The sequence below is a fragment of the Neorhizobium descurainiae genome (assembly GCF_051400715.1).
Lineage (GTDB): Bacteria > Pseudomonadota > Alphaproteobacteria > Rhizobiales > Rhizobiaceae > Neorhizobium.
In genome coordinates this window covers 102,424-125,362 of the sequence record NZ_JBLFFK010000015.1, presented here as the reverse complement: position 1 = coordinate 125,362, position 22,939 = coordinate 102,424, and the positions used below count along the sequence as shown (strand labels likewise).

The following is a 22,939-nucleotide window of genomic DNA, read 5'->3' as shown; positions in this document are numbered from 1 at the left end:
GGCTCACTCCGGAAACTTCGAGACGATGATGAACATGGCCGTGCCGGCAAGCAGAGTCACCAGCGAGTAGGTGTAGAGCACCAGCAGGAATGGTTGGAACAGCATGAGGAAGCCGATCGCAATCAGCGTGGTCGCGAGGTTCTCCATCGGGCCGCGGCGCAGGAAGAAGGGGCGCTTCGGGCGGGATGGCCGCGGTGTTTCAATGAGATGCGTCATTTGCGGACCGCTCCGAAGGTGATGCCACGCAAGAGCTGCTTGCGCAGGAGAATGGTGAAGACGAGGATCGGAATCAGGAAGATCGTCGTTCCCGCAGCGACGGCTGGCCAGTCCTGACCGCCTTCGCCGATGATCGTTGGAATGAAGGGGGGCGCCGTCTGGGCTTGACCCGAGGTCAGCAATGCTGCGAAGGCATATTCGTTCCAGGCAAAGATCAGGCAGAAGATCGCGGTGGCCGCGATTCCAGTCGTCGCCTGTGGCAGGACGACTTTCCAGAAGGCCTGCAGCCGGGTGTAGCCATCGATCATTGCCGCCTCCTCGTATTCCCGCGGGATCTCGTCGATGAAACCCTTGAGCAGCCAGACCGCAAGCGAGACATTGACTGCGGTGTAAAGCAGAATCATGCCAAGTGCCGTATCGGAAAGACCAAGCTCGCGGTACATGAGATAAATCGGGATGGCGACCGCGATGGGCGGCATCATGCGCGTCGATAAGATAAAGAACAAAAGATCGTCGGCAAGCGGCACTCTGAAGCGGGAGAAGCCGTAGGCGGCCAGCGTTCCCAGCGAGACGGCCAGGAACGTCGAGCCGAAGGCAATCACCAAGGAATTCGCAAAGCGCGGCAGGAAATTCGAGGGGCCTGCAATCACCATGTTCCGCTTGCGGGTCACCTCGTCACAGGTGCCGGTCGGTGCTGGCAGGGAGGCGATATATTCCGGCGTCTGCCGCGTTCTGGTGGTCAGAAGGTTGCAATAGCCTTCCAGCGTCGGCGTAAAGACGACCTTCGGAGGATAGCTGATGGAATCCGGTGGAGACTTGATGCTGGTCAGGAAGATCCAGGCGAGCGGGATCAGGGTGATCAAAGCGTAAAGGATCACGATAGCGCCAGCGATGCGCTTGCTGGTCTGGCTCGGCTCGACGACCGAGTGGGCTGAGGTGACGGAGCTCATCGTTGCTTCACCTTGTTGAGCGCTTTGACGTAAATGTTCGCGAGGCCGAACACGGCAACGAAGAGGACGATGGCAAAGGCCGACGCCCTTCCGGTAGCCCAGCTCTCAAAGGCGGCACGTTTCAGGGTGATGGAGGCGACCTCGGTGATCGAACCCGGACCGCCTCCCGTCAGCAGCGTGACCATATCGAACATCTTGAAATTTTCGATGCCGCGGAACAGTACGGCGAGCATGATGAACGGCAGCGCCATCGGAACGGTGATCGACCAGAATTGCCGCCATGCGGAGGCGCGGTCGACCTCCGCGGCCTCATAGATGTAGTCGGGGATGGAACGCAAACCCGCCAGGCAGATCAGCATGACGTACGGCGTCCACATCCAGGTATCGACGATGATGATCGCCCAGGGCGCCAGCGAGACGTTGCCGAGCATCTGGATGTCGGCGGTCGGGATGCCGGTGACGAGGGAAACGGCATAGGCGAAGAGACCGATCTGCGGTTCATAAAGGAAGCGCCAGAAGTTGCCGACGACGGCCGGAGACAGCATCATCGGAATCAGGATCAGTGTCGTCCAGAACGCGTGGCCGCGAAACTTCCGGTCGATAAGATAGGCGAGCGTAAAGCCGATCACCGTCTGCAGCAGGATCGTCCAGAACACGAAGTGGGCTGTCGTCTGCATAGCCTGCCAGATATCAGGGTCGGTCAGAACGCGCTCGTAATTGCTCAATCCGACATTCTGGACCGGCGCATTTGGACGGTTGGCGCGATAGTTCGTGAATGAGAGATAAATTGCCCAGATAAGCGGGAAGATGTTGATGGCAAGAAGAAGGATGATGGTCGGGGCGATAAACAGCCAGGCGATCGCTCGATCCGATAGCCCGCGGACACGGTGAGCGACCGATGTGGGCGTCGCCCTTGCCGTTGCGTGCGCTGCCTTTTCGACCATGGAGGAAGAGGAAATGTTCAAGATATCACCTGGTCTTTGCGTGTGTGAGACACGTGGCGGCCCGGTAGTCTTGGCGATCCGGGCCGCCATTCCGGCAAGGATGCTGCGCCTCCAGCCGGGCACTAGATCTTGCCGTCGTCCTTGAAGACCTCGGTCCAATCCTTCACGAGGCCATCGAGCGCCTCCTGCGCCGTGCCGTTGCCGGCCACGACATAGTTATGGACACGCTTCTGCATATCCTGGAGAAGGGTTGCGTAGCTCGGCTCGGCCCAGAAATCCTTCACGATCGCCATCGAGTCCAGGAATGCCGGGGCATAGGGCTGGCTGGATGCGAAATCCGGAGCGTTCACGACCGACTTTAGGCAGGAGTAGCCTCCGAGTTGCCACCATTTGGCCTGGACGTCAGGCTGAGCGAACCACTTGATGTATTGCAGAGCGGCATCCTTTTTGTCGGAATAGGAGACAACAGAGATGCCCTGTCCGCCAAGCTGTGCGAAATGCTTCTTTTCAGCTGGATTGGGGAAGAACCCGATCCTGTCGCCGCCGACCTTCTCGTCCTTGTAGAGGCCCGGCCAGGTGAAGGCGAAGTTCATCTGCATCGCGACCTGGCCGGATTTGAAGGCGTCCGCGGACTCCACCATGTAAACGTTGGAGCTGCCGGGCGGCGTGCAGCAATCATAGAGTGCCTTATAGAATTCCAGACCCTTCACTGCATCGGGTGAATTGACGAAGCCATTCATTTCATAGGGCTTGTCCGGGTTGTCGTACTGGAAGCCCCAGCTGTAGAGGACGTTCGTCACGCCCATCGTGATGCCTTCAGAGCCGCGCTCGGTGTAGATCGAAGCGCCATAGACGGTCTTGCCGTCGATCTGACGCTTTTGGAAGAATTCGGCAATCTGCTTCAGCTCGTCGTAGGTCTTGGGGGCCACGAGTTCCCGACCATACTTCTCCTTGAACTCCTTCTGCAGTTCCGGCCGCTCGAACCAATCCTTACGATAGGTCCAGCCAACCACGTCACCCATGGCAGGCAGCGCCCAGTAGTTCGGCGTGTTCTTCGGCCATTCGGAATAGCCAACGACCGTCGCCGGCACGAAGTCATCCATCTTGATGCCTTCCTTGTCGAAGAAGTCGTTGAGCTTGACGTAGTGGCCGTTTTCCGCCGATCCGCCGATCCACTGGCTGTCGCCGATGATCAGATCGCAGAGCTTACCGCGTGAGTTCAACTCGTTGAGGAAACGATCCGCGTAGCTCGTCCACGGGACAAACTCGAATTTCATGTCCGTTCCGGTCTTGGCGGTGAAATCTTTCGACAGCTCGACGAGTGCGTTTGCAGGATCCCAGGCGGCCCAGCACAGCGTTAATTGATCAGCTTTTGCAATATTGGGCAACGCCAGCGACATGGTAGACGCCGAGGCCAGCCCGAGAAGGGCTTTCAATGTTTTCTGCATGAGTTCCTCCCAGAACCAAAGGCCGGCTCCCCGCCGACACGCAAGTCCACCAATGTCAGAGAATGCCTACATGAACTCCTCAACTTTCATGTTTAGCAATATGTTTAGTGATAGATATTTTTATAAACATTGCAAGCGATAATCGTTGCTGCACTGCACATGATGAAAGGACGTACCGCGCTCCTTCGACGGGCCGCATCACGACGTCCGAAAACCTGCATGAAAGCCCGGCGTGCGCCAGCCGAGAGGCTCGCTCAATGGCTGATCATCCACGGCCGCCCCGAAGGGAAGGTCTTGGCGCCGTCGGCGCGATAGACCGCCTTCGATTTGGCCTTGCCGCCACAGCAGCCGCATCCGGGGGCGTGACCGAGGCTTTTCGAGGTCTTGGGCTCGTGCGCCGCCTTCTCGTTGATCTGATGCGCCACTCGTGCGCCCGTTTCCATCTTGGCGAAGAAGGGCGTGGTGAAGAAGGCGCGCGGTGCCGGCGTGCCGCAGGTCGGGCAGTCGCAAGGTTCGGCCGAGCGCACCATAGGGCGCAATTCGGTGAAAGGGCCGCAGGCGTCGCAGGAATAGTCGTAATAGGGCATGGCTGGCTCCGGGTCGTTGAGATGCACAATCAGGGCGGCGGCATCGCCACCCTGATTGCCTCGTATGATCAAAGGTCGGGGGCGAGCGGCACGTCGGCCTTGCCATCAAGGAATATTTTCGGACCGTCGGCGCCGGGCTTCATGTCGAATTCGAAGATGTCGAGCGGCAGCCACAGCGTCGCGCAGGCGTTTGGGATGTCGACCACGCCGGATATATGGCCCTGGACCGGCGCCGTGCCGAGGATGGCATAGGCCTGGGCGCGGGTGTAGCCGAACTTGGTCATGTATTCGATGGCGTTCAGGCAGGCCTGGCGGTAGGCAATGTGCACGTCGAGATAATGCTGCTTGCCGCCCTCGTCGACCGAGATGCCCTCGAAGATCAGGTAGTCGTCGTATTTCGGCGTGATCGGCGAGGGTCGGAAGATCGGGTTCTTGATCCCGTATTTGGCCATGCCGTCCTTGATCAGCGACACCTTGATATGCAACCAGCCCGCCATCTCGATGGCGCCGCAGAAGGTTATCTCGCCGTCGCCCTGGCTGAAATGCAGGTCGCCCATGGAAAGGCCGGCGCCGTCGACATAAACCGGGAAATAGATCTTCGAGCCGCGCGACAGGTCCTTGATGTCGCAATTGCCGCCGTGCTCGCGCGGCGGGACCGTACGAGCGCCCTCGGCGGCCGCCTTGTCGCGGGCCTCGCCCTTGAGAGCGCCCATATGCGCGGTCGGGCCGCCATCCGGCAGGGTGGCAAGCGCCGGTATGCGGGTGGGATCGGTGTCGAACAGCGCCTTTTCGCGGCTGTTCCACAGGTCCAGCATTTTGCGGTCCGGCAGGCAGCCGATCAGGCCCGGATGGATGAGGCCTGCATATTTGACGCCCGGCACGTGGCGCGAGGAGGTGAACATGCCGTGGAAGTCCCAGATCGACTTCTGTGCTTCCGGGAAATGCTCGGTCAGGAAGCCGCCTCCGTTCTTCCTGGAGAAGAAGCCGTTGAAACCCCATAGGCTGTTGTCGAAGGCGCCGATGTCGAGGATGTCGACCACCAGCAGGTCCCCGGGCTCGGCACCCTTCACGCCGATCGGGCCGGACAGGAAGTGGACCTGCGAGAGGTCGACGTCGCGCACGTCGGAGGCATCGTCGTCGTTCTTGATCTGGCCGCCGGTCCAGTCATAGGTCTCGACCCGGAAGTCGTCGCCGGGTTCGACCCAGCAGGCCATCGGAATGTCGGGATGCCAGCGGTTGTGAATCTTCTCGTTGCCGTAGGCGGGCTCGCTTAAGTCCACCTTGATGAGGGTATCGGGCATGCCGTTGTCCTTCCTTGCTTCGTGAATGTATCGGGTGGCGGAATGTGGTCAGACGGAAAGGAAGGCGGAGACCTTCTCCTCGTCGATGCCGGCGCGCGGGGACTCGTGGACGATCTGGCCCTTTTCGATGACGAGCACCCGATCGGCCATGTCGAGTGCGAAGCTCAGCACCTGTTCGGAAACAAGGATCGAAAGGCCCATCTCGTCGCGGATGCGGCGGAGCGTGCGCGCCATCTCCTTGATGATCGACGGCTGGATGCCTTCCGTCGGTTCGTCGAGGATCAGCACTTTCGGCCGGGATGCGAGCGCCCGGGCGATCGCCAGCTGCTGCTGCTGGCCGCCGGAGAGATTGCCGCCGCGCCGCCCCTTCATTTCCAGCAGCACCGGAAACAGTTCGTAGATTTGGTCCGGCACGGTGGTTTCACCCGTCACGGTGAGACCGGTCTCGATATTCTCCCTGACGGTCATGGCCGAGAAGATCATGCGGCCCTGCGGCACATAGGCGAGGCCCGCGCCGACGCGCTGGTAGCTTTCGAGTGTCTCGATCGACCGGTCGGCGATGCGGATCATGCCTCGGCTGGACGGCACGATGCCGATCAGCGACTTCATCAGCGTGGTCTTGCCCATGCCGTTGCGGCCCATGATGGCGACGATTTCGCCGGGCGCGATGGTGAGGTCGAGGCCATGGATGACCTCGCTCTGGCCATAGGCGACGTGAAGGTTTTCGACTGCGAGCATGGCGTCCTCCTAATGGCCGAGATAGACTTCGACGACCTTCGGGTCGTTCTTGACGCGCTCCATCGACCCCTCGGAGAGCACCCGTCCCTGATGCAGCACCGTGACCCGGTGGGCGATGTCCTCGACGAATTTCATGTCGTGCTCGATGACGATCACGGACTGGTTGCGGATGATGGTGTTCAGGAGTTCCGCGGTCTTCCTGCGCTCGGCGATGCTCATGCCGGCGACCGGCTCGTCCAGCATCAAGAGCTTGGGGCTCTGGATCAGAAGCATGCCAATCTCCAGCCATTGCTTCTGCCCGTGACTGAGGATCGCCGCCTCGGTGTTCAGGTGGTCCTTGAGGAAGATCATCTCGGCGATCTCCTCAACGCGGTCGCGCACCTCGGCGTCGCGCCGGAAGAACAGCGCGCCGAATACGTTGCGGCCCCGCGGGAAGGAGAGTTCGAGGTTCTCGAACACCGTCAGGTCCTCGTAGATCGACGGGTTCTGGAATTTGCGACCGACGCCTGCATGCACAATCTCGTGCTCCCGCATGCCGGTCAGTTCCTGGCCCCTGAAGCGGATCGAGCCCTCGGTCGGCCTGGTGCGGCCGCAGATCAGATCGAGCACGGTGGTCTTGCCAGCGCCGTTCGGACCGATGATCACGCGGATCTCATTCTCATCGACATAGAGGGAAAGGTCATTGACCGCCTTGAAGCCGTCGAAGGAGACGGTGAGGCTTTCGACACTCAGGAGGAAGTCGGCTGGTGCGTTCGGGTCCATCGCCTTGGCCTTTCACTTCGAGGAGGATGGCGCAGCCGCGGCGCCGGGGCGCAGCAGCGCCACGATCCGGGTGAATTTCAACAGCGCCGGCTCGACATGCTCGCGGATGACCCCGGCAAGGCCGAAGGGGAAGGCCATGACCACGGCGATGAACAGCCCGCCCATGGCAAACAGCCAGAGTTCGGGGAAGCTCTCGGAAAACGAGGTCTTGGCGAAGTTGACGAGCAGCGCGCCGTAGACCGCGCCGAACAGCGACAGGCGACCGCCGACCGCGCAGAAGATCACTATTTCGATCGACGGCACGATCCCGACGAAGGAGGGTGACATGAAGCCCACCTGCAGGGTGAACATCGCCCCGCCGATGGCGGAGAAGGCGGCCGCCAGGCAGAAGACGAAGATCTTGAAGTTCGACACGTCATAGCCAGAGAAGCGCACGCGGTCCTCGCGATCGCGCATCGCAACCAGCAACCGACCGAATTTCGACACCCGGACGAACTGGGCGAGAACCAGGCAGCCGATCAACAGCACCGCATTGACGAAATAGAGCACGAATTTGGCTTCGTCAGTTCGGATGTCCCAGCCAAGCAGCGTGCGCAGGTCGGTGATGCCGTTGACGCCGCCGGTATAGCCCTGCTGACCGATGATCAGGATGGTGAGGATGGCGGCCACCGCCTGGGTAATGATGGCGAAATAGACGCCGCCGACCCGCCGCTTGAACATCGCTGCGCCGATGACATAGGCAAACGCGGTCGGCACCGCGACGATTGCGATCAGCGTGAAGCCGAAGGAATGGAATGGCTGCCACCAGAAGGGCAGTTCGGTTACCTGGTTCCAGTCCATGAAATCAGGAATGCCGGGCGTCGACTGGATCTTCGTCGCCTCCGGGGTCGAGGCCTCCAGCTTCAGGAACATCGCCATGCAGTAGCCGCCGAGGCCGAAGAAGATGCCCTGGCCGAGGCTCAGGATACCGCCAAGGCCCCAGCAGAGCACGAGGCCGAGCGCGACGAAGGCATAGGTCAGGTATTTGCCGACCAGGTTGAGCCGGAAGACATCGACGGTGGCGGGCAGGACGAGGAGGATCAGGGCGGCCAGAATGGCGAGCGCCACCCATTCGCGTTGCTTGAACAGAAAAGTCTCGGAGGTCATGGTTCGGTACTCCTCAGCGGCGGATATTGAGTGTGAACAGGCCTTGCGGGCGCAGCATCAGGATGCCGACGACGGTGAGCAGCGTGAGTACCTTGGCCATGGAGCCGCTCATGAAGAATTCCATCGCCGACTGGGCCTGGGAGATGGTGAAGGCGGAGGCGATCGTGCCGATCAGGCTGCCGGCGCCGCCGAAGACGACCACCAGGAAGGTATCGACGATATAGAGCTGGCCGGCGGTCGGCCCGGTCGAGCCGATCATGGTGAAGGCGGAACCGGCGATCCCGGCGATGCCGCAGCCGAGCCCGAAGGTCATTCGGTCGACGCGCTTGGTGTCAATGCCGACGGCGCCGGCCATGACCCGGTTCTGCAGCACGGCGCGCACCTGCTTGCCGAAGGTGGAGCGCGCCATCATCAGATAGACGGCGAAGGCGATCAGGATGGTCAGAGCCATGACGAACAGGCCGTTGATCGGGATCTCGATCATGTCGGTCAGCGCGACCGAGCCCATCATCCAGTCCGGCAGGGTGACGCCCATTTCGCGGGCGCCGAAGACCGAGCGGTAGACCTGCTGCAGGATCAGCGACAGGCCCCAGGTGGCAAGCAAGGTATCGAGCGGCCGACGATAAAGATGCCGGATCAGACCCCACTCGACCAGCACGCCCAGCCCGAAAGAGGCGCAGAAGGCGAGCGTCATGGCCGCGAAGAAATAGGCCGGAAACAACACCGGCACATATTCGGTCACCAGATGGGAGCAGAGATAGGTCACATAGGCGCCGAGGATCATGAATTCGCCATGGGCCATGTTGATGACGCCCATCTGGCCGAAGATGATCGCAAGACCCAGCGCCATCAGCACGAAGACCGAAAAAAGGCTGAGGCCTGCGAAGCCCTGCATGGCCAAAATCGAAGTGAACTCGCCAAAGGTATAGTCGCCAATCATCGCGGCCTCGCCGTTCGCAATTGAGGATGGAAGGAAAGGGGCGCCGCCCGGCCAGGCAGGCGGGGCGGCGCTACAGCATCGGCCCGAAAATCGTAATCGATTTTCGGATAGCCTGATGCGTAGATTCAAAGACCTAGAGCGTCCTTTGTGCGTCCAATAGGACGCACGGCGCTCTAGGCGAGGCTTATTGATAGCCTTCGGGGAAGGGGTTCGGCTCCATCAGGTCGGTCGTCTCGTAGACCACCTTGTACTGGCCATCGAGCTGGGCATGGCCCACGCGTGCTTTCGACCAGAGGTGATGGTTCTCGTGGATCTTGACGTAGCCTTCCGGTGCCGTGGTCAGTTCGATGCCCGGCGACGCGGCCTTGACCTTGTCGATATCGAAGGAACCAGCCTTCTCGACGGCGGCCTTCCACAACCAAGGGCCGAGATAGGCCGCCTGGGTGACGTCGCCAATGACGATATTGTCGCCCCACATCTTCTTGAACTCGGCGACGAACTGCTTGTTGTTGTCGTTCTCCAGGCTCTGGAAGTACTTCATCATCGCGTAGGCGCCGGCCATGTTCTCGCCGCCGATGCCGAGGATTTCGTCCTCGGTCACGGAGATCGTCAGGAGAAGCGGCTTTTCCTTGGACAGGTCGATGCCGGCGGCCTTCAGCTGCTTGTAGAAGGCGACGTTCGAGCCGCCGACCACGATCGCATAGATCACGTCCGGCTTCTTCAGCTTGATCTTGTTGATCACCGAATTGAACTGGGTGTGGCCGAGCGGATAATATTCCTCGCCGACGACCTCGAGGCCAAGCTTCTCGATATGTTTGCGGGCGATCTTGTTGGAGGTGCGCGGCCAGATATAGTCAGAACCGAGCAGGTAGAAGGACTTGGCGCCCTTTTCCTTCACCACCCAGTCGATGCCGGCGAGAATCTGCTGGGTCGCCTCCTGGCCGGTGTAGATCACATTCGGGCTCTCCTCGAGACCTTCGTAGAAGGTCGGGTAGTAGAGCATGCCGTTATACTGTTCGAAGACCGGCAGCACGGCCTTGCGCGAGGCGGACGTCCAGCAACCGAAGACGGCCGCCGTCTTGTCCTGAACAAGCAGTTTCTTGGCCTTCTCGGCGAAGGTCGGCCAATCGGAAGCGCCATCTTCCTGGATGAATTCGATCTTGCGGCCGAGCACGCCGCCCATGGCGTTGATCTGCTCGATTGCCAGCTTCTCCGCCTGGACCGAACCTGTCTCGCTGATCGCCATCGTGCCGGTGACGGAATGCAGGATGCCGACCTTGACGGTGTCGTCGGTGACGGCGAGCCCGGTCGTGTTGACGGCGGCGGTCGGATAGTCGGCGGCCACGACCGGCGCGACGCCCGTGGCGAGGAAAGGCATTGCGGCAATGCCGGCCAGCAGCGTCCTGCGGGTCACGGGCATCAGTCTTTTCGATGGTTCGTCCTTCATGGCAGAGCCTCATTTCGCTTGTGTTCGGAGGGTGCTGGCTCGGTCCGGCCAACTGACGCGAGTGTTGCGGCGGTGCTGCAACGCAACAATGGAGCGTTTGACGTATTTGTCCTTGCCCATTTTCCCCCTAGCATCGGGCCAGATGACGGGTTGAAGCCATCGGAGGATTGAATTTATTGAAAAAAAAGGGCGGTCCGAATCCGGATATGACGGTCGGCGGCAAATGGTTTCGGCGACTTTCACCGCGCGGCGACGCGGCTGGAACGTTTCTTGCTTTGCAGTTGCAGCGAATTCGGGACGCGCCTCATACGGCGGACGGGCCTGCAACCCGGCGGAGTGACCTGTCGTGACCACAGCGGAGAGGATCCCGAGAAATCGCCGGACTTACAATAAATGGGTCGCCAACCAGACCCTGGAAGACTATGCGCTGCGCTTCACCGCCTATCGGGTGCGTCGTTTCTCCAGCGGCCGCATCGCCAACACCGCGATCGGGGCAATTTCCTTCTTGGCGCTGGAGGCGATCGGCGGATCGATTACGCTCAACTACGGCTTCCCCAACGCGGTCGCGGCAATCCTCGTCAGTTGCACGATCATCTTCCTGATGGGGATACCGATTGCCTACAACGCCGCCAAGTTCGGCGTGGACATCGATCTTCTCACCCGCGGCGCAGGCTTCGGCTATATCGGCTCGACAATCACTTCACTGATCTATGCCACCTTTACCTTCATCTTCTTCGCCATCGAGGCGGCGATCGTGGCGACCGCGCTGGAACTCTGCACCGGCCTGCCGCTGTCGATCGGTTATATCGCCAGCGCACTGATGATCATTCCGCTGGTGACGCACGGAGTGACCTTCATCAGCCGCTTTCAGGCGTGGACCCAGCCCTTCTGGATCGTGCTCCAGCTCGCACCCTTCATCTTCATCGCCGCGCAGAGCCACGTCTCGGTGCGCCAGTGGACTGGCTATACCGGCCTGTGGGGCCAGCCGGACGGCTCCGCCGATCTCGCCCATTTCGGCGCGGCCTCTGCGGTCCTGTTCTCGCTGGTGGCGCAGATCGGGGAGCAGGTCGATTTCCTGCGTTTCCTGCCGCGCCAGGACCGAAAGAACCGGCTGCGTTGGTGGGCGGCGCTGATGTTCGCCGGCCCCGGCTGGATCCTGATCGGCGGTCTGAAAATTCTCGCGGGCTCGTTCCTGGCCTTCTACGCCTTTCAGCACGGGGTCGGCTACGCCGATGCCGCCGACCCTACCCAGATGTATCTGAGCGTCTTTCGCGAGATGCTTGCCTCGCCGGAATTGGCCCTGGGGTTGACCGGCATCTTCGTCGTGGTCTGCCAAGTCAAGATCAACATCACCAACAGCTATGCCGGTTCGATCGCCTGGTCCAACTTCTTCTCGCGCCTGACCCACAGCCATCCGGGCCGCGTCGTGTGGCTGGTGTTCAACGTGCTGCTCGGCCTGCTGCTGATGGAATTCGGCGTCTACAAGGCACTCGAACAGACGCTCGGCCTCTACGCCATCGTCGCCGTTTCCTGGATGGCGGCGATCGTCGCCGATCTCGTGGTCAGCAAGCCGATGGGCCTGTCGCCGGCCACCATCGAGTTCAAGCGCGCCCACCTTTACGACATCAATCCGGCAGGCTTCGGTGCCATGTGCATCGCCGATCTCGCCGGTCTTCTCGCCTATCTCGGTTTCTTCGGCACTTTCCTGGCTCAGGTCTACATCTACGTGGCGCTTGCCTCGGCCTTCGTGTTGGCACCGCTGATCGCGGCCGCCACGCGCGGTCGCTACTATATAGCCCGGGAAACCAAGGCCGACTGGGCCAATCAGCCGATGATCCAATGTTGTATCTGCGAGCACAGCTTCGACCGCGAGGACATGGCCGGCTGTCCGGTCTATTCCGGGCCGATCTGCTCGCTCTGCTGCTCGCTCGATGCCCGTTGCGGTGATCTCTGCAAGACCGATGCCCGGCTCATGGACCAGGCACGCAGCGCCGCCGCCGCCCTGCTGCCGGCCCGTTTCGCGGTTTGGGTGGAGGGCCGGCTGATGCGCTATGCCGCCATCCTGACGATGGTCACGCTGCTGATCGGAGCGCTATTCTGGCTGATCTATTTCCAGAGTACGATCGACCGGTCACTGCCGGCCGGGCCGATCTCGGCGGTGCTGTGGAAACTGTTCATCATCGTCTTTATCATCTCCGGCATCATCGTCTGGCTTTTCGTGCTGGCCCAGGAAAGCCGGAAATTCGCCGAGGAGGAATCGCGCCGTCACACGCGCCTGCTCATGGACGAGATCAAGGCGCACGAGGAGACCGACAGGCTGCTGCAGAAGGCCAAGGAGGCGGCCGAGTCCGCCAACGTCGCGAAGAGCAAGTATGTGGTGGGCCTCAGCCACGAGCTGCGCACGCCGCTGAGCGCCATTCTCGGCTATGCCCAATTGCTGGAGCGACAGAAGAGCATGCCCGGCTATGTCCACAATGCCGCGCGTACCATCAAGCGAAGCGGCGAGCATCTGGCCGACATGATCGAGGGCCTGCTCGACATTTCCAAGATCGAGGCCGGAAAGCTGGAGATCTACCGCCACAAGATCGCGCTCGGCCCCTTCCTCGATCAGATCGTGGACATGTTCAGCCTGCAGGCGCAGGCCAAGGGCATCAGCTTCGAATTCCGCTCGACCTCGACCATGCCCGACTATGTCTACACCGACGAGAAGCGGCTGCGCCAGGTGCTCATCAACCTGCTCTCCAACGCCATCAAGTTTACCCATGCCGGCAGAGTTTGCTTCAGCCTGTCCTATCGCGGGCAGGTGGCGACCTTCGAGATCGAGGATACCGGTGTCGGGATAAAGGCGGGCGATATCGAGCGGATTTTTCTCCCTTTCGAGCGTGCCGAGGTTGCGGTCGGACATATCAGTCCGCCCGGCACCGGCCTTGGCCTGACGATCACCAAATTGTTGGTGGAGATTATGGGCGGCGAACTCATCCTGAAAAGCACGCCCGGGAAGGGCACGCATTTCACCATCCGTCTCATGCTGTCTTCGGCGGCCAAGCCAGACGACATGGCGGGATTGGCACTTGCCATCACCGGTTATGAAGGGCCGCGCCGGACGGTGCTGATCGCCGACGATGACCCGGCCCAGCGGGCGCTGATGGAGGACGTCCTGGTGCCGATGGGCTTCGCGGTCATCACCGTGACCGATGGACCTGCCTGCCTGTCGCAACTGGCGCTTCATCGCCCCGACATCGTCATCCTCGACATCGCTATGTCGACGATGTCCGGCTGGGAGGTGGCCCGGCGGATTCGGCAGCGCCTCGGCCGCGACCTGCCGATCCTCATCCTGTCCGCCGATGCCGGCACCGAGCGAACCAGGCCCGAGTACGCGGACCTCTATGATTCCTACCTGATCAAGCCCTTCGGCTTCGAGGAGCTCTTCGAACGACTGGCGGCGCTCGTTCCACTGAGCTGGACCTATGACGACGGACGGCCGGAGGAGGTCGAGGTGCCGCCGCGCTTCCTGGATGCGGAACTGCCGGACAGGCAGAAGCTGCGCCAGTTGCGCACCCTCGGCCAGACGGGTTTTGTCCGCTCGATCGAGGCCATGCTGAACGATCTCGAAGTCTCCGCGCCGGAAACGGTGCGGTTCTGCAGACACATGCGTCATCTGGCCACGAGTTATCGCCTGCGCGATTTCCTCGCCGTGATCGAGGAGACCAAGAACAATGCCTGAGACATCCGATTGCAGCAAAGTCCTGATCGTCGACGACTCCCCCGACGCGCTCGCCATGCTCTCCGACGCGCTGAGCCTCGAGGGCATGGACGTGGTTGTCTCCAGCAGCGGCAGGCAGGCGATCACGCTTGCCAACACCACAGCCCCCGATATTGTCCTGATGGATGCGATCATGCCGGGCATGGACGGGTTCGAGACCTGCCAGATCCTCAAGGCCGCGCGGGGGTTCGAGGACCTGCCGATCATCTTCATGACCGGATACAACGAGAGCGAACACGTGGTGAAGGCGCTGGCTTCGGGCGGCGTCGATTTCGTCAGCAAGCCGATCCTGCTCGACCAGCTCTTCGCCCGGATGCGGGTGCATCTCGGCAACGCCCGGCGCGCCCGGTCGGCCCGCAACGCGCTCGATTCCACCGGACGTTGGATCGTCGCCTGCGACGGCAACGGCCGCATCGGCTGGTCGACGCCACAAGCCAGCGAACTGCTCCTGCGGGTCGGGGTGCGGCCCGATGCCGGTGCCTATTTGCCGTGGGAGGTGGCCGGCTGGCTGAGTGAACCGCAACCCCAGGACGGACCGCCATTGCCGCAGGCATTGCGTTACTCCCGCCATTCCCAGGATGTCGAGTTCCGACTGTTGTCGCATAGCCGGGACGGGGAAGTCCTGCTCAGGCTCGTCGACCGTCACCGCGGCACCGACGAGGAACAGCTCGTCAGGGCCTTCGGCCTGACGCTGCGCGAGGCCGAGGTGCTGCTCTGGGTCGCGCACGGCAAGTCGAACAAGGAGATCGCCGACATCCTCGACATGTCGCCTCGCACGGTGAACAAGCACATGGAGCAGATCTTCAACAAGCTCGCCGTGGAAAAGCGTACTTCGGCCGCCACGCTGGCGGTTAAGGTCTTGTGGCGGGAGTGATGGCGATGTCAAAAAAGCCGGTGATGTCGGCGTCGCGAAAGCTGAAGCGTTGATCGGCTGAAGCCACCGTCGCGCATTGAACATGCGGCGGCGGCTGAACAGCTACACAGGGAAGGCGCCACAGAACCAATCAGTGGCGGCTTCAAACTCGCCTCATTCGAGACATTCATATTGGCGCAGGTTACGCCGCCAGCCCCTTAGGCGCACCACCCGGCCTAACAATCTTGCTGCTGCTCCGGAATTTCGGTTTCTTCAATTGGTCTTGAACGCCTGGGATGTGCAGGCCTTTCGGAGCATTGGCCGCTCAATCTTCTTTTCCGGCCTTGGCAAGTTCCGAACTACCATGAGTCGCTGAATTGATATCGAAGCCGGGATGACCCCATGAGTGACAGCGAAGGTCGCCATTGACATGCCTCATGATATATCACAAGATATTCCTCAGCATTTGGGCCGCCTTCAGGTGGATCACAAAGGCGATAAAAGGGGAACTTTCATGACCAAGCATTCCATGTATTTCGCGATAATTCTGACGATGCTTTCGGTAGCTTCAGCAGAGGCAGATGAGCTACCCAAGGGCGCGCTCCTCCAGTCCGGCGAGATCGCAATGGCCGCGGACTTCGCCGCAGCGCCGAACCAGTTCATCAACAAAGACGGCAAGATGGACGGTCTCAACTACGATCTTTGCGGCGGATTGGCCGAAAAGATGGGCCTGAAGATCCAGTGGACGAACCTGGCGTTTCCGGGTCTGGTGCCCGGCCTTCAGGCACGCCGCTTCGATGGACTTTGCACCGCGATATTCGTCAATCCAGACCGCTTGAAGATCATGAACATGGTGCCTTACGTCCAGTGGGGCGAGGGAATGATGGTCGCCAAGGACAGTGATCTCGGCAAATGCGACTTCAAGAGCGGCGACAACGCGTCCTACAATGCCTGCTTCGATACGCTGGCCGGCAAATCCGTATCCGTCGCTGCGAGCGGTACCACCAACAAGAACCTCAAGGATCATAGCCAGCGGATGGTCGCCAAGGGCCTCGCGCCCATCGACATTCGCGCTTTCGACAGCAATTCGGAAGCGATCCAGGCGATTGCGTCGGGCCAGACCGTCGCTGCATATCTCAATGATCCGCAGGCGGCTTACCACATCAACAACACCAACAAGAACTTCAAGCTGTCCTTCACCGGTTATGCCTCCAACCAGCTGGCACTGGCGGTGATGAAGGATAACACCGCGCTTGCCGATGCGCTGGTGAAGGGCCTCGAGGCCCTGAAGGCTGACGGCAGCTATGCCAAGATCCTGGCGAAATGGGGTGTAGCGGAAGTTCCGTCCTTCGCCTACGCAAAGTAAACAGCTCGGCAGAGCAGCGGTGGTCCGCGGTTTGCGAACCGCCGCCATGACCGGGGATTGCCCGTGATATGGGATTTCGATACTTTCTGGACCTACCTGTTCGACCGCGACATCGCGATGGCGGCGCTGGTGACCCTTGTGGTCGCCACCGTCGCCCAGCTTCTTGCGACCGCGCTCGGCTTCGTCATCGCCTTGATGCTGCTTGGGCAGCCGGTCTTGAGGCGGTTTGCCAGGGCCTATATCTGGGCATTTCGCGGCATTCCGCCGCTCGTACTCCTGCTGCTGTTCTATTTCGGCCTCGCCCAGCTCGGGTTTCGCCTTTCGGTGCTTCAGGCAGGGGTCGCCGGACTTTCCCTCTATGCGTCCGCCTACATGGCAGAAATCTTCCGGACGGCTTTCGAGACGATCGATCGCGGCCAGCGCGAAGCGGCCTGGTCGCTCGGATACTCGCGCTTCGAGACGATGCGATCGATCCTGCTGCCCCAGGCGCTGAGGATCATCCTGCCGCCGTTCGGCAATGAGTTCACCTCGATGATGCGAACCACGTCACTTCTGTCGGTGATCTCCTTCCAGGAACTGGTCCGCGTCACCTCGATGGCGATCAACGAGACCTTCCGCCCCTTCGAACTCTATTCGGTGGCTTCGCTCTATTATCTGGCGATGACCACGGGATGGATGGTGATCCAGCATGCTCTTGAACGCGCCGCCCTGCACGGCAATCGGCGCGCCGTTTCCCCCTTGCCCGCAACGCAGCATTGAGCAGAAAAATGACAGGCAATAAAATGAAGAAGGCAAACATCATCCTTTACGGCATCGGCGCGCTGGGAGGGCTCGTGATGAAGGCGCTGCAGACGGATTATCCGATGATCCGGATCGTCGGCGCGATCGACCACGATCCGGCCAAGACGGGCAGGAAGCTTCAGGATCTGTTTCCGGAGAACAAGGGCATCGAAGGCATCACCGTCGCCCCGGATTTTAAGTCCTGGCTCGCGGTCACCGGTGAGAAAGCCGACGTCGTGCTGCACATGACGGAATCGAAGCCCGCCGCCATCGAGGCCCAGCTCGGCGAAATTCTGGAAGCCGGCATCAACGTCGTCTCCGCTGCCGAATCCATGTTTTATCCGCGCCTGCGCTATGCGGGCTTCACCGAGCGGCTGAATGCTCTGGCTGTTTCCAAAGGCGTCACGATCACCGGCGCCGGCATCAATCCCGGCTATATCTTCGACGCCATCCCGCTGACGCTCGCCCGCGCGACCAGCGACGTGAAGAAGGTGACCCTGACGCGCGCGATCGACGTCACCGGTACCGGCCCCGGCGATATCGAACATGTCGGCTACGGTCTCTGGCCTGATGAATTCAAGCAGAAGATCGACGCCGGGCAGATCGAGGGGCATATGGGCATGCCGGAATCGATCGCGCTGATCGCCGAGCGCCTGAACATGGATATCGACACGATCGAAGAGCGATGGGAGACCGAAACGGCTTCCTTTCCGGTCGACTCCGGCGATGCCAGCCTCGGCATTCTGGAGCCCGGCCGCGTGATCGGCATCAGCCAGTTCGCTGAAGGCAAGCGCGGCGACGAGACCATGATTTCCATGAGCCTGATCATGTATTACCAGCCGGAAAAGTTCGGGCTGGAGATTGCGGACCGCATCGACATCCTCGGCGCTCATCACATCAGGGCAAGCCTCGTTCCGGCAGCCCTCTCGCTGTTCGGTGCGGCCAACACCATCGTCAATTGCGTGCATGACGCGCTCTCCGGGCCTCCCGGCATGGCGAACATCCTGGACTTCGGCATGGGCGGCGCAAACCGCAGCGGCTTCACCTACGTGCTTGATCCCGACCGGCCGCATCGCCCGGGCCGCATGGCCCTCGTCAAGGAGGCGATCTAGCGGATGGCCTGGGATTCGGCGTTGTTTTCCGGAATCTTGTTCTCGCCGACCATGGCCTGGGCGGCCTGGACGACGCTCTGGATTGCGACGCTTTGCCAGACGCTTGGAACCCTGATCGGATTCCTCGTGGCGCCGATGCTGATGGGGAAACCGCGCCTGCCGCGGTTCCTCGCCTTCCTGTATCTCTGGATCTTTCGCGGCACGCCGCTGCTGGTGCAGATCCTGTTCTTCTACGCCGTGCTGCCATTGCTGGGCATGCGGCTTTCGGTGCTGACGACCGGCATCCTCGCGCTGTCCTTGAACGAGGGGCCGCGCATGGCGGAGATCATCCGCGCCGGTCTCATCTCGGTTTCCCCAGATCAGCGGGAGGCGGCGGCATCGCTCGGCCTCAGAAAGCTGCAGACCTTCTTCCTGGTCGTCCTGCCGCAGGCTCTGCGCGCCATCATCCCGCCGCTCGGAAACAATTACAGCTACATGATCAAGGCCACGTCGCTGCTCTCGGCGATCTCGGTCAGCGAGCTGCTGAGAAACTCGCAGCAACTGGCGCAATCGACGGGCCATCCGCTGGAAATCTATGCTGCGGCCGCCTGCTGGTACATGGGCATGATAAGCCTCACGATGATCGGCCAGGCCTTCATCGAAAAGCGCCTGCATCGCTCCGAGCAGCAGCGGCACGAGGTCGTACGTGCAGAGCAGCCCGCAAGCCCGCAGGCTCCGGTACTGCATCCTCTCGACCTGCCGTCCAGCGCGCCGCTGCTCGAGGCGAAAAACCTCACCAAGCGCCTGGGCAACACGCTCGCCGTCGATGAGGTGAGCCTCAGCATCCATCAGGGCGAAGTGATCGTCGTCATCGGCCCGTCCGGGTCCGGCAAGTCCACCCTGCTGCGCTGCCTGAATTACCTGGAGCCGCCGGACAGCGGCGAAATTCGCCTGCAGTCGGAGCCCTTTGGCCCGAGCCGCCGGCCTGACGGAAAGACGGCAGCCTTCGATCGCAGGGCTTTCGAGCGGCAGAGGCGGCGGATCGGCATGGTCTTCCAGCGCTTCAATCTCTTCAGCCATCTGAGCGCGCAGGAAAACATCGCGCGAGGTCTCGTCCGGGTGCTTGGCCGCCCGCGCGCCGAAGCGCGAAAGCGCGCCAACGACCTGCTGCGCGACTTCGGCCTCGCCGGGCTTGAACACAAGTATCCTTCCGAACTGTCGGGCGGACAGAAGCAGCGGGTGGCGATCGCGCGTTCGATCTCGATGGAACCGGCGCTGATGCTGTTCGACGAACCCACGTCCGCGCTCGATCCAGAAACGGTCGGCGAAGTGCTCGGCACCATGCAGACGCTGGCGCGTCAGGGCACGACGATGGTCATCGTCACCCATGAAATGGGGTTTGCACGCTCCGTCGCGGATCGAATCATTGTGATGGATCGGGGGCGGATCATCGAGCACGGAACGGCCGCGCAGATATTCGCAAATCCGGTCCACAGCCGGACGCGCTCCTTCCTGGCGCAGCTGGAAGCGGTGGCGCCCAAAAGGCATGTGATACCTGCCGAATAAGGCAGCGAAAGATTATTCTTTGAGCCGTTTTTGACGTCGTCCGCAATCGCGGGCAGCGGCACTTCCAATGTTGCTAAACGCTTCGCTGCAGCGCAGCATAATCTTCATGGAATTGATATTTTTCGTTGGACAATAAAAAAATATCTTGTGATATTTTCTGTGCGTAAATTCCTCGACTGGAAGGGCCTCCGCCATGTCTCTCGCTCGTACAGGAAGTACATTCTCCGCAGCATTCATCTCCCTTTTCATGGGTTATACGACGACGGCCGTGGCAGTCGACTGCCCGATCAAGGTTGCCGATTCCAGCCTTCTCACTCCCGGCGAGGCTGTCGTTTCGATCAACCCCGTCTCCCCGCCCATGCAATATGTCGATCCCAAGTCCGGCGAATTGAAAGGCATGCGCGTCGAGGTGGGCGACGCCATCCTTGAAAGGCTATGCCTGAAGCAGAAAAAGATCCGCGTCGATGATTTCGGCACGATGATTCCAGGACTGCAGGCGGGCCGCTGGGACATGATCAACACCGGCGTCTTCTTCACCGACGCCCGTATCAAGATCATCTACATGGTGCGCTACGAAAACCAGGCGATCGCCGTTTCGACCCGCCCGGGAGACGCTTCCAAGTTCAAGACCGTCGAGGATCTCGCGGGCAAGACGATCGGCGTCGATATCGGCGGCTATGAGGAAAACAAGCTCAAGCAGCTCGATCAGGAGCTGCAGGCGAAAGGCCTGCCGGCGATCAAGATCGCCATCTTCAACGACACCAATATCGACTATCAGGCGCTGAAGGCCGGGCAGGTGGATGCGAACTTCACCATCGAAGCCGTCGCCAAGGAATATGCCGATCGCGGCATTTCCCAGGTGGCGTTGAAGGGCCTCTATCCGTCGCCGGTCGCACTCGCATTCCGCAACAAGGAATTCGCCCAGGCTGTCGCCGACACGCTGACGAAGATGAAGGCGGACGGAAGCTACCAGGCGATCTTCGACAAATACGGGAAGAGCATCTGGGATGGACCGTTCGACGTGAAGGGCCCCGGTATCTGACAAGGCCAGCCATCTGACAAAAGTTGAGCGGCGGGCCAGGGCTGCGCCGCTCGCTGATTTCCGGAGAACATTCAGATGACGGTTTGGAGCTGGTCCGCCTTCTTCGAATATCTGTTCAGCCCCTTTCTGCTTTACGGGGCCTGGACCACGATATGGCTGACCGTCGTTTCGGCGCTGCTGGGGCTTATGCTGGGGGCCGTTGTGGCCGCGGCCCGGATGAGCGGCAGAGGCTGGCTCGAGAAGATCGCCTTCTTCTATGTCTGGCTGATGCGCGGCACGCCGCTGCTCGTCCAGCTCGTCATCATCTATACCGGCCTGCCGCAGATCGGCATCAAATTCGAGGTGGTGACCTGCGCCTTGCTGGGCCTCGCGCTGAACGAGGCTGCCTATCTCTCGGAAATCATCCGGGGCGCGGTGCAGTCCGTCGGCATGGGCCAGCGTAATGCAGCCACCGCACTCGGCCTCACGAAGTTCCAGGCGATGCGCGACGTCATCCTTCCGCAGGCGACGCGCGTCATGCTGCCGATGCTCGGCAACAGCGTCAACGGGCTGCTCAAGACGACGTCGCTTACCTCGGCGATCTCCATGGAAGAGCTCCTGCGCCGGACCAACCTCCTCATTCAGGAGCGGTTCCTGACGCTGGAACTCTTTGTTGTCGCGTCGATCTACTATCTCGTCATGACCTCCGCCTGGTCACTCGTCCAGAACTGGCTGGAGCATCGTTTCGGTCGAGGTTTCGAAGAGGAAGCGAGGTTGGAAAATGCCGAACAGCGTTGATCCGGTCATTTCCGCCGAAAAGGTCGGCAAGCATTACGGCCACTTCCGGGTCCTCCAGGATTGCAGCTTCGAGGTGAAGAACAGCGAGGTCGTGGTCATCTGCGGCCCGTCCGGTTCCGGAAAATCGACGCTCATCAAGTGCCTGAACGGCCTGGAAGGGTTTGACCAGGGCCGGATCGTCGTCGATGGCGTGTCCGTGGGCGATCCCAAGGTAAACCTCACCAAGCTGCGCTCACGGGTCGGCATGGTCTTCCAGCAGTTCGAGCTATTCCCGCATCTGACCGTCGAGGGCAATGTCATGCTTGCCCAGCGGCGCGTGCTGGGGCGCAGCACTGCCGAAGCGCGCGAACGGGCGCGGATGCTGCTCGACCGGGTCGGCCTTCTGGAGCATTCGGCGAAATACCCGAAAATGCTCTCCGGCGGACAGCAGCAGCGGGTTGCGATCGCCCGCGGTCTGGCGATGGATCCCAAGGTCATGCTGTTCGACGAGCCGACCTCGGCGCTCGATCCGGAAATGATCGGCGAAGTTCTCGACGTCATGGTGAACCTCGCGAAGGAGGGCATGACCATGGTCTGTGTCACGCATGAGATGGGTTTCGCGCGCCATGTCGGCAGCAAGATCCTGTTCATGGATCAGGGCAAGATCGTCGAGACAGGCACGCCCGAGAGCTTTTTCAAGAATACGCAGTCCGAACGGGCGCAGCGCTTCCTGAAGAACATCCTTCACCCGATGGGTATCTGAACAGAGAGGGTTTCATGTCGCAGAAGATTCAATGGGTCCGCCAAGAGGACGTCGAAAAGATCTGGCTTTATCCGGACAAGGAATACAGCTACCGGCTGATTACCGAGGCGAAGAACGGTGCGCCGCTCTCCTTCCACCTGACGACTTACCTGCCTGATCTGGATTCGCTCGTCGAAGGCGACGGCCTGCACGATACCGTGCTGTTCTGCCTGAGTGGCTGGGCGCGCCACGTCGATCTCCTCGAAGAGCGCGAATGGGAGTTCCGCCCCGGACAGGTCGTCTATCTCCCGAAGGTCTACAAGTACCGCCGCATCGTCGGTTCCGCCGGAATGACCGTCGCGGTCGCCTGCACGCCTTCTCGGTAATGGTAAGGAAAATGCAGCGGCCCACACAAGTGTCGTTGCATAAAAATATTACGTGATATATCAAAATAGGTGGCCAATCCGGCCGCTTTTATGATCGAATTGAGCCGGGGTGGCG

Annotated in this window: 21 protein-coding genes; 10 read left to right on the top strand and 11 right to left on the bottom strand. The window is 61.0% G+C overall.

The annotated features are described in order from the left end of the window. Nucleotides 1-3: 3 nt before the first annotated feature. From ACMGE0_RS22865 to urtA, 11 genes are all read right to left on the bottom strand, one after another. On the bottom strand, nt 4-216 hold the full coding sequence (locus tag ACMGE0_RS22865; protein WP_436818193.1) for a hypothetical protein: 213 nt from the start codon (nt 214-216) through the stop codon (nt 4-6). Continuing rightward, nucleotides 213-1,166: a carbohydrate ABC transporter permease gene (locus ACMGE0_RS22860; protein ID WP_436818192.1), complete on the bottom strand. Its 954-nt coding sequence runs from the start codon at nt 1,164-1,166 to the stop codon at nt 213-215. Before ACMGE0_RS22860 ends, ACMGE0_RS22865 begins: the two co-directional genes overlap by 4 nt. Further along, a complete protein-coding gene (locus ACMGE0_RS22855; protein WP_436818191.1) occupies nt 1,163-2,131 on the bottom strand; it encodes a carbohydrate ABC transporter permease in 969 nt (322 codons plus the stop codon). Before ACMGE0_RS22855 ends, ACMGE0_RS22860 begins: the two co-directional genes overlap by 4 nt. Nucleotides 2,132-2,232: 101 nt before the next feature. Next, on the bottom strand, nt 2,233-3,558 hold the full coding sequence (locus ACMGE0_RS22850; protein ID WP_436818190.1) for an ABC transporter substrate-binding protein: 1,326 nt from the start codon (nt 3,556-3,558) through the stop codon (nt 2,233-2,235). 254 nt (nt 3,559-3,812) lie between these two features. Next, nucleotides 3,813-4,145: an FmdB family zinc ribbon protein gene (locus tag ACMGE0_RS22845; RefSeq protein WP_436818189.1), complete on the bottom strand. Its 333-nt coding sequence runs from the start codon at nt 4,143-4,145 to the stop codon at nt 3,813-3,815. Between the two features lie 68 nt (nt 4,146-4,213). Next, nucleotides 4,214-5,446: a formamidase gene (gene fmdA / locus ACMGE0_RS22840; RefSeq protein WP_436818188.1), complete on the bottom strand. Its 1,233-nt coding sequence runs from the start codon at nt 5,444-5,446 to the stop codon at nt 4,214-4,216. A 48-nt stretch (nt 5,447-5,494) separates the two neighbouring features. After that, entirely contained in the window at nt 5,495-6,184 is a 690-nt protein-coding gene (urtE, locus tag ACMGE0_RS22835) for an urea ABC transporter ATP-binding subunit UrtE (RefSeq protein WP_436818187.1), read from the bottom strand. 9 nt (nt 6,185-6,193) lie between these two features. After that, nucleotides 6,194-6,946, bottom strand: a complete 753-nt coding sequence (urtD, locus tag ACMGE0_RS22830; RefSeq protein WP_436818186.1) for an urea ABC transporter ATP-binding protein UrtD — start codon at nt 6,944-6,946, stop codon at nt 6,194-6,196. A 12-nt stretch (nt 6,947-6,958) separates the two neighbouring features. Continuing rightward, complete coding sequence (gene urtC / locus ACMGE0_RS22825; protein ID WP_436818185.1) at nt 6,959-8,092, bottom strand: urea ABC transporter permease subunit UrtC; 1,134 nt, start codon at nt 8,090-8,092, stop codon at nt 6,959-6,961. Between the two features lie 13 nt (nt 8,093-8,105). After that, the gene (gene urtB / locus ACMGE0_RS22820; protein ID WP_436818184.1) at nt 8,106-9,032 is read right to left on the bottom strand and encodes an urea ABC transporter permease subunit UrtB; all 927 of its coding nucleotides are present in this window, start codon (nt 9,030-9,032) and stop codon (nt 8,106-8,108) included. A 184-nt stretch (nt 9,033-9,216) separates the two neighbouring features. Then, nucleotides 9,217-10,479, bottom strand: coding sequence for an urea ABC transporter substrate-binding protein (urtA, locus tag ACMGE0_RS22815; RefSeq protein WP_436818183.1), 1,263 nt, complete (start codon nt 10,477-10,479; stop codon nt 9,217-9,219). Between the two features lie 346 nt (nt 10,480-10,825). Here urtA and ACMGE0_RS22810 point away from each other — a divergent pair, with 346 nt between their 5' ends. The 10 genes from ACMGE0_RS22810 (at nt 10,826) to ACMGE0_RS22765 (ending at nt 22,824) form a co-directional block, all read left to right on the top strand. After that, nucleotides 10,826-14,203 carry an ATP-binding protein gene (locus ACMGE0_RS22810; RefSeq protein WP_436818182.1) on the top strand — a complete coding sequence of 1,126 codons (3,378 nt, stop codon included), beginning with the start codon at nt 10,826-10,828 and terminating at the stop codon, nt 14,201-14,203. After that, complete coding sequence (locus ACMGE0_RS22805; RefSeq protein WP_436818181.1) at nt 14,196-15,116, top strand: response regulator; 921 nt, start codon at nt 14,196-14,198, stop codon at nt 15,114-15,116. Before ACMGE0_RS22810 ends, ACMGE0_RS22805 begins: the two co-directional genes overlap by 8 nt. A gap of 493 nt (nt 15,117-15,609) precedes the next feature. Next, the gene (locus ACMGE0_RS22800; protein WP_436818180.1) at nt 15,610-16,461 is read left to right on the top strand and encodes a transporter substrate-binding domain-containing protein; all 852 of its coding nucleotides are present in this window, start codon (nt 15,610-15,612) and stop codon (nt 16,459-16,461) included. 63 nt (nt 16,462-16,524) lie between these two features. Further along, nucleotides 16,525-17,220 carry an amino acid ABC transporter permease gene (locus ACMGE0_RS22795; protein ID WP_436818179.1) on the top strand — a complete coding sequence of 232 codons (696 nt, stop codon included), beginning with the start codon at nt 16,525-16,527 and terminating at the stop codon, nt 17,218-17,220. Between the two features lie 23 nt (nt 17,221-17,243). Then, nucleotides 17,244-18,353 carry a hypothetical protein gene (locus ACMGE0_RS22790; protein WP_436818178.1) on the top strand — a complete coding sequence of 370 codons (1,110 nt, stop codon included), beginning with the start codon at nt 17,244-17,246 and terminating at the stop codon, nt 18,351-18,353. 3 nt (nt 18,354-18,356) lie between these two features. Further along, a complete protein-coding gene (locus ACMGE0_RS22785; RefSeq protein WP_436818177.1) occupies nt 18,357-19,898 on the top strand; it encodes an amino acid ABC transporter permease/ATP-binding protein in 1,542 nt (513 codons plus the stop codon). Between the two features lie 268 nt (nt 19,899-20,166). After that, nucleotides 20,167-20,940 (top strand): transporter substrate-binding domain-containing protein, encoded by a 774-nt coding sequence (locus tag ACMGE0_RS22780; protein WP_436818176.1) that lies wholly within the window; start codon nt 20,167-20,169, stop codon nt 20,938-20,940. Between the two features lie 75 nt (nt 20,941-21,015). Next, on the top strand, nt 21,016-21,717 hold the full coding sequence (locus tag ACMGE0_RS22775; RefSeq protein WP_436818175.1) for an amino acid ABC transporter permease: 702 nt from the start codon (nt 21,016-21,018) through the stop codon (nt 21,715-21,717). Further along, on the top strand, nt 21,701-22,459 hold the full coding sequence (locus ACMGE0_RS22770; protein ID WP_436818174.1) for an amino acid ABC transporter ATP-binding protein: 759 nt from the start codon (nt 21,701-21,703) through the stop codon (nt 22,457-22,459). Before ACMGE0_RS22775 ends, ACMGE0_RS22770 begins: the two co-directional genes overlap by 17 nt. 14 nt (nt 22,460-22,473) lie before the next feature. Further along, complete coding sequence (locus ACMGE0_RS22765) at nt 22,474-22,824, top strand: hypothetical protein (RefSeq protein WP_436818173.1); 351 nt, start codon at nt 22,474-22,476, stop codon at nt 22,822-22,824. The last annotated feature ends 115 nt before the right edge of the window (nt 22,825-22,939 follow it).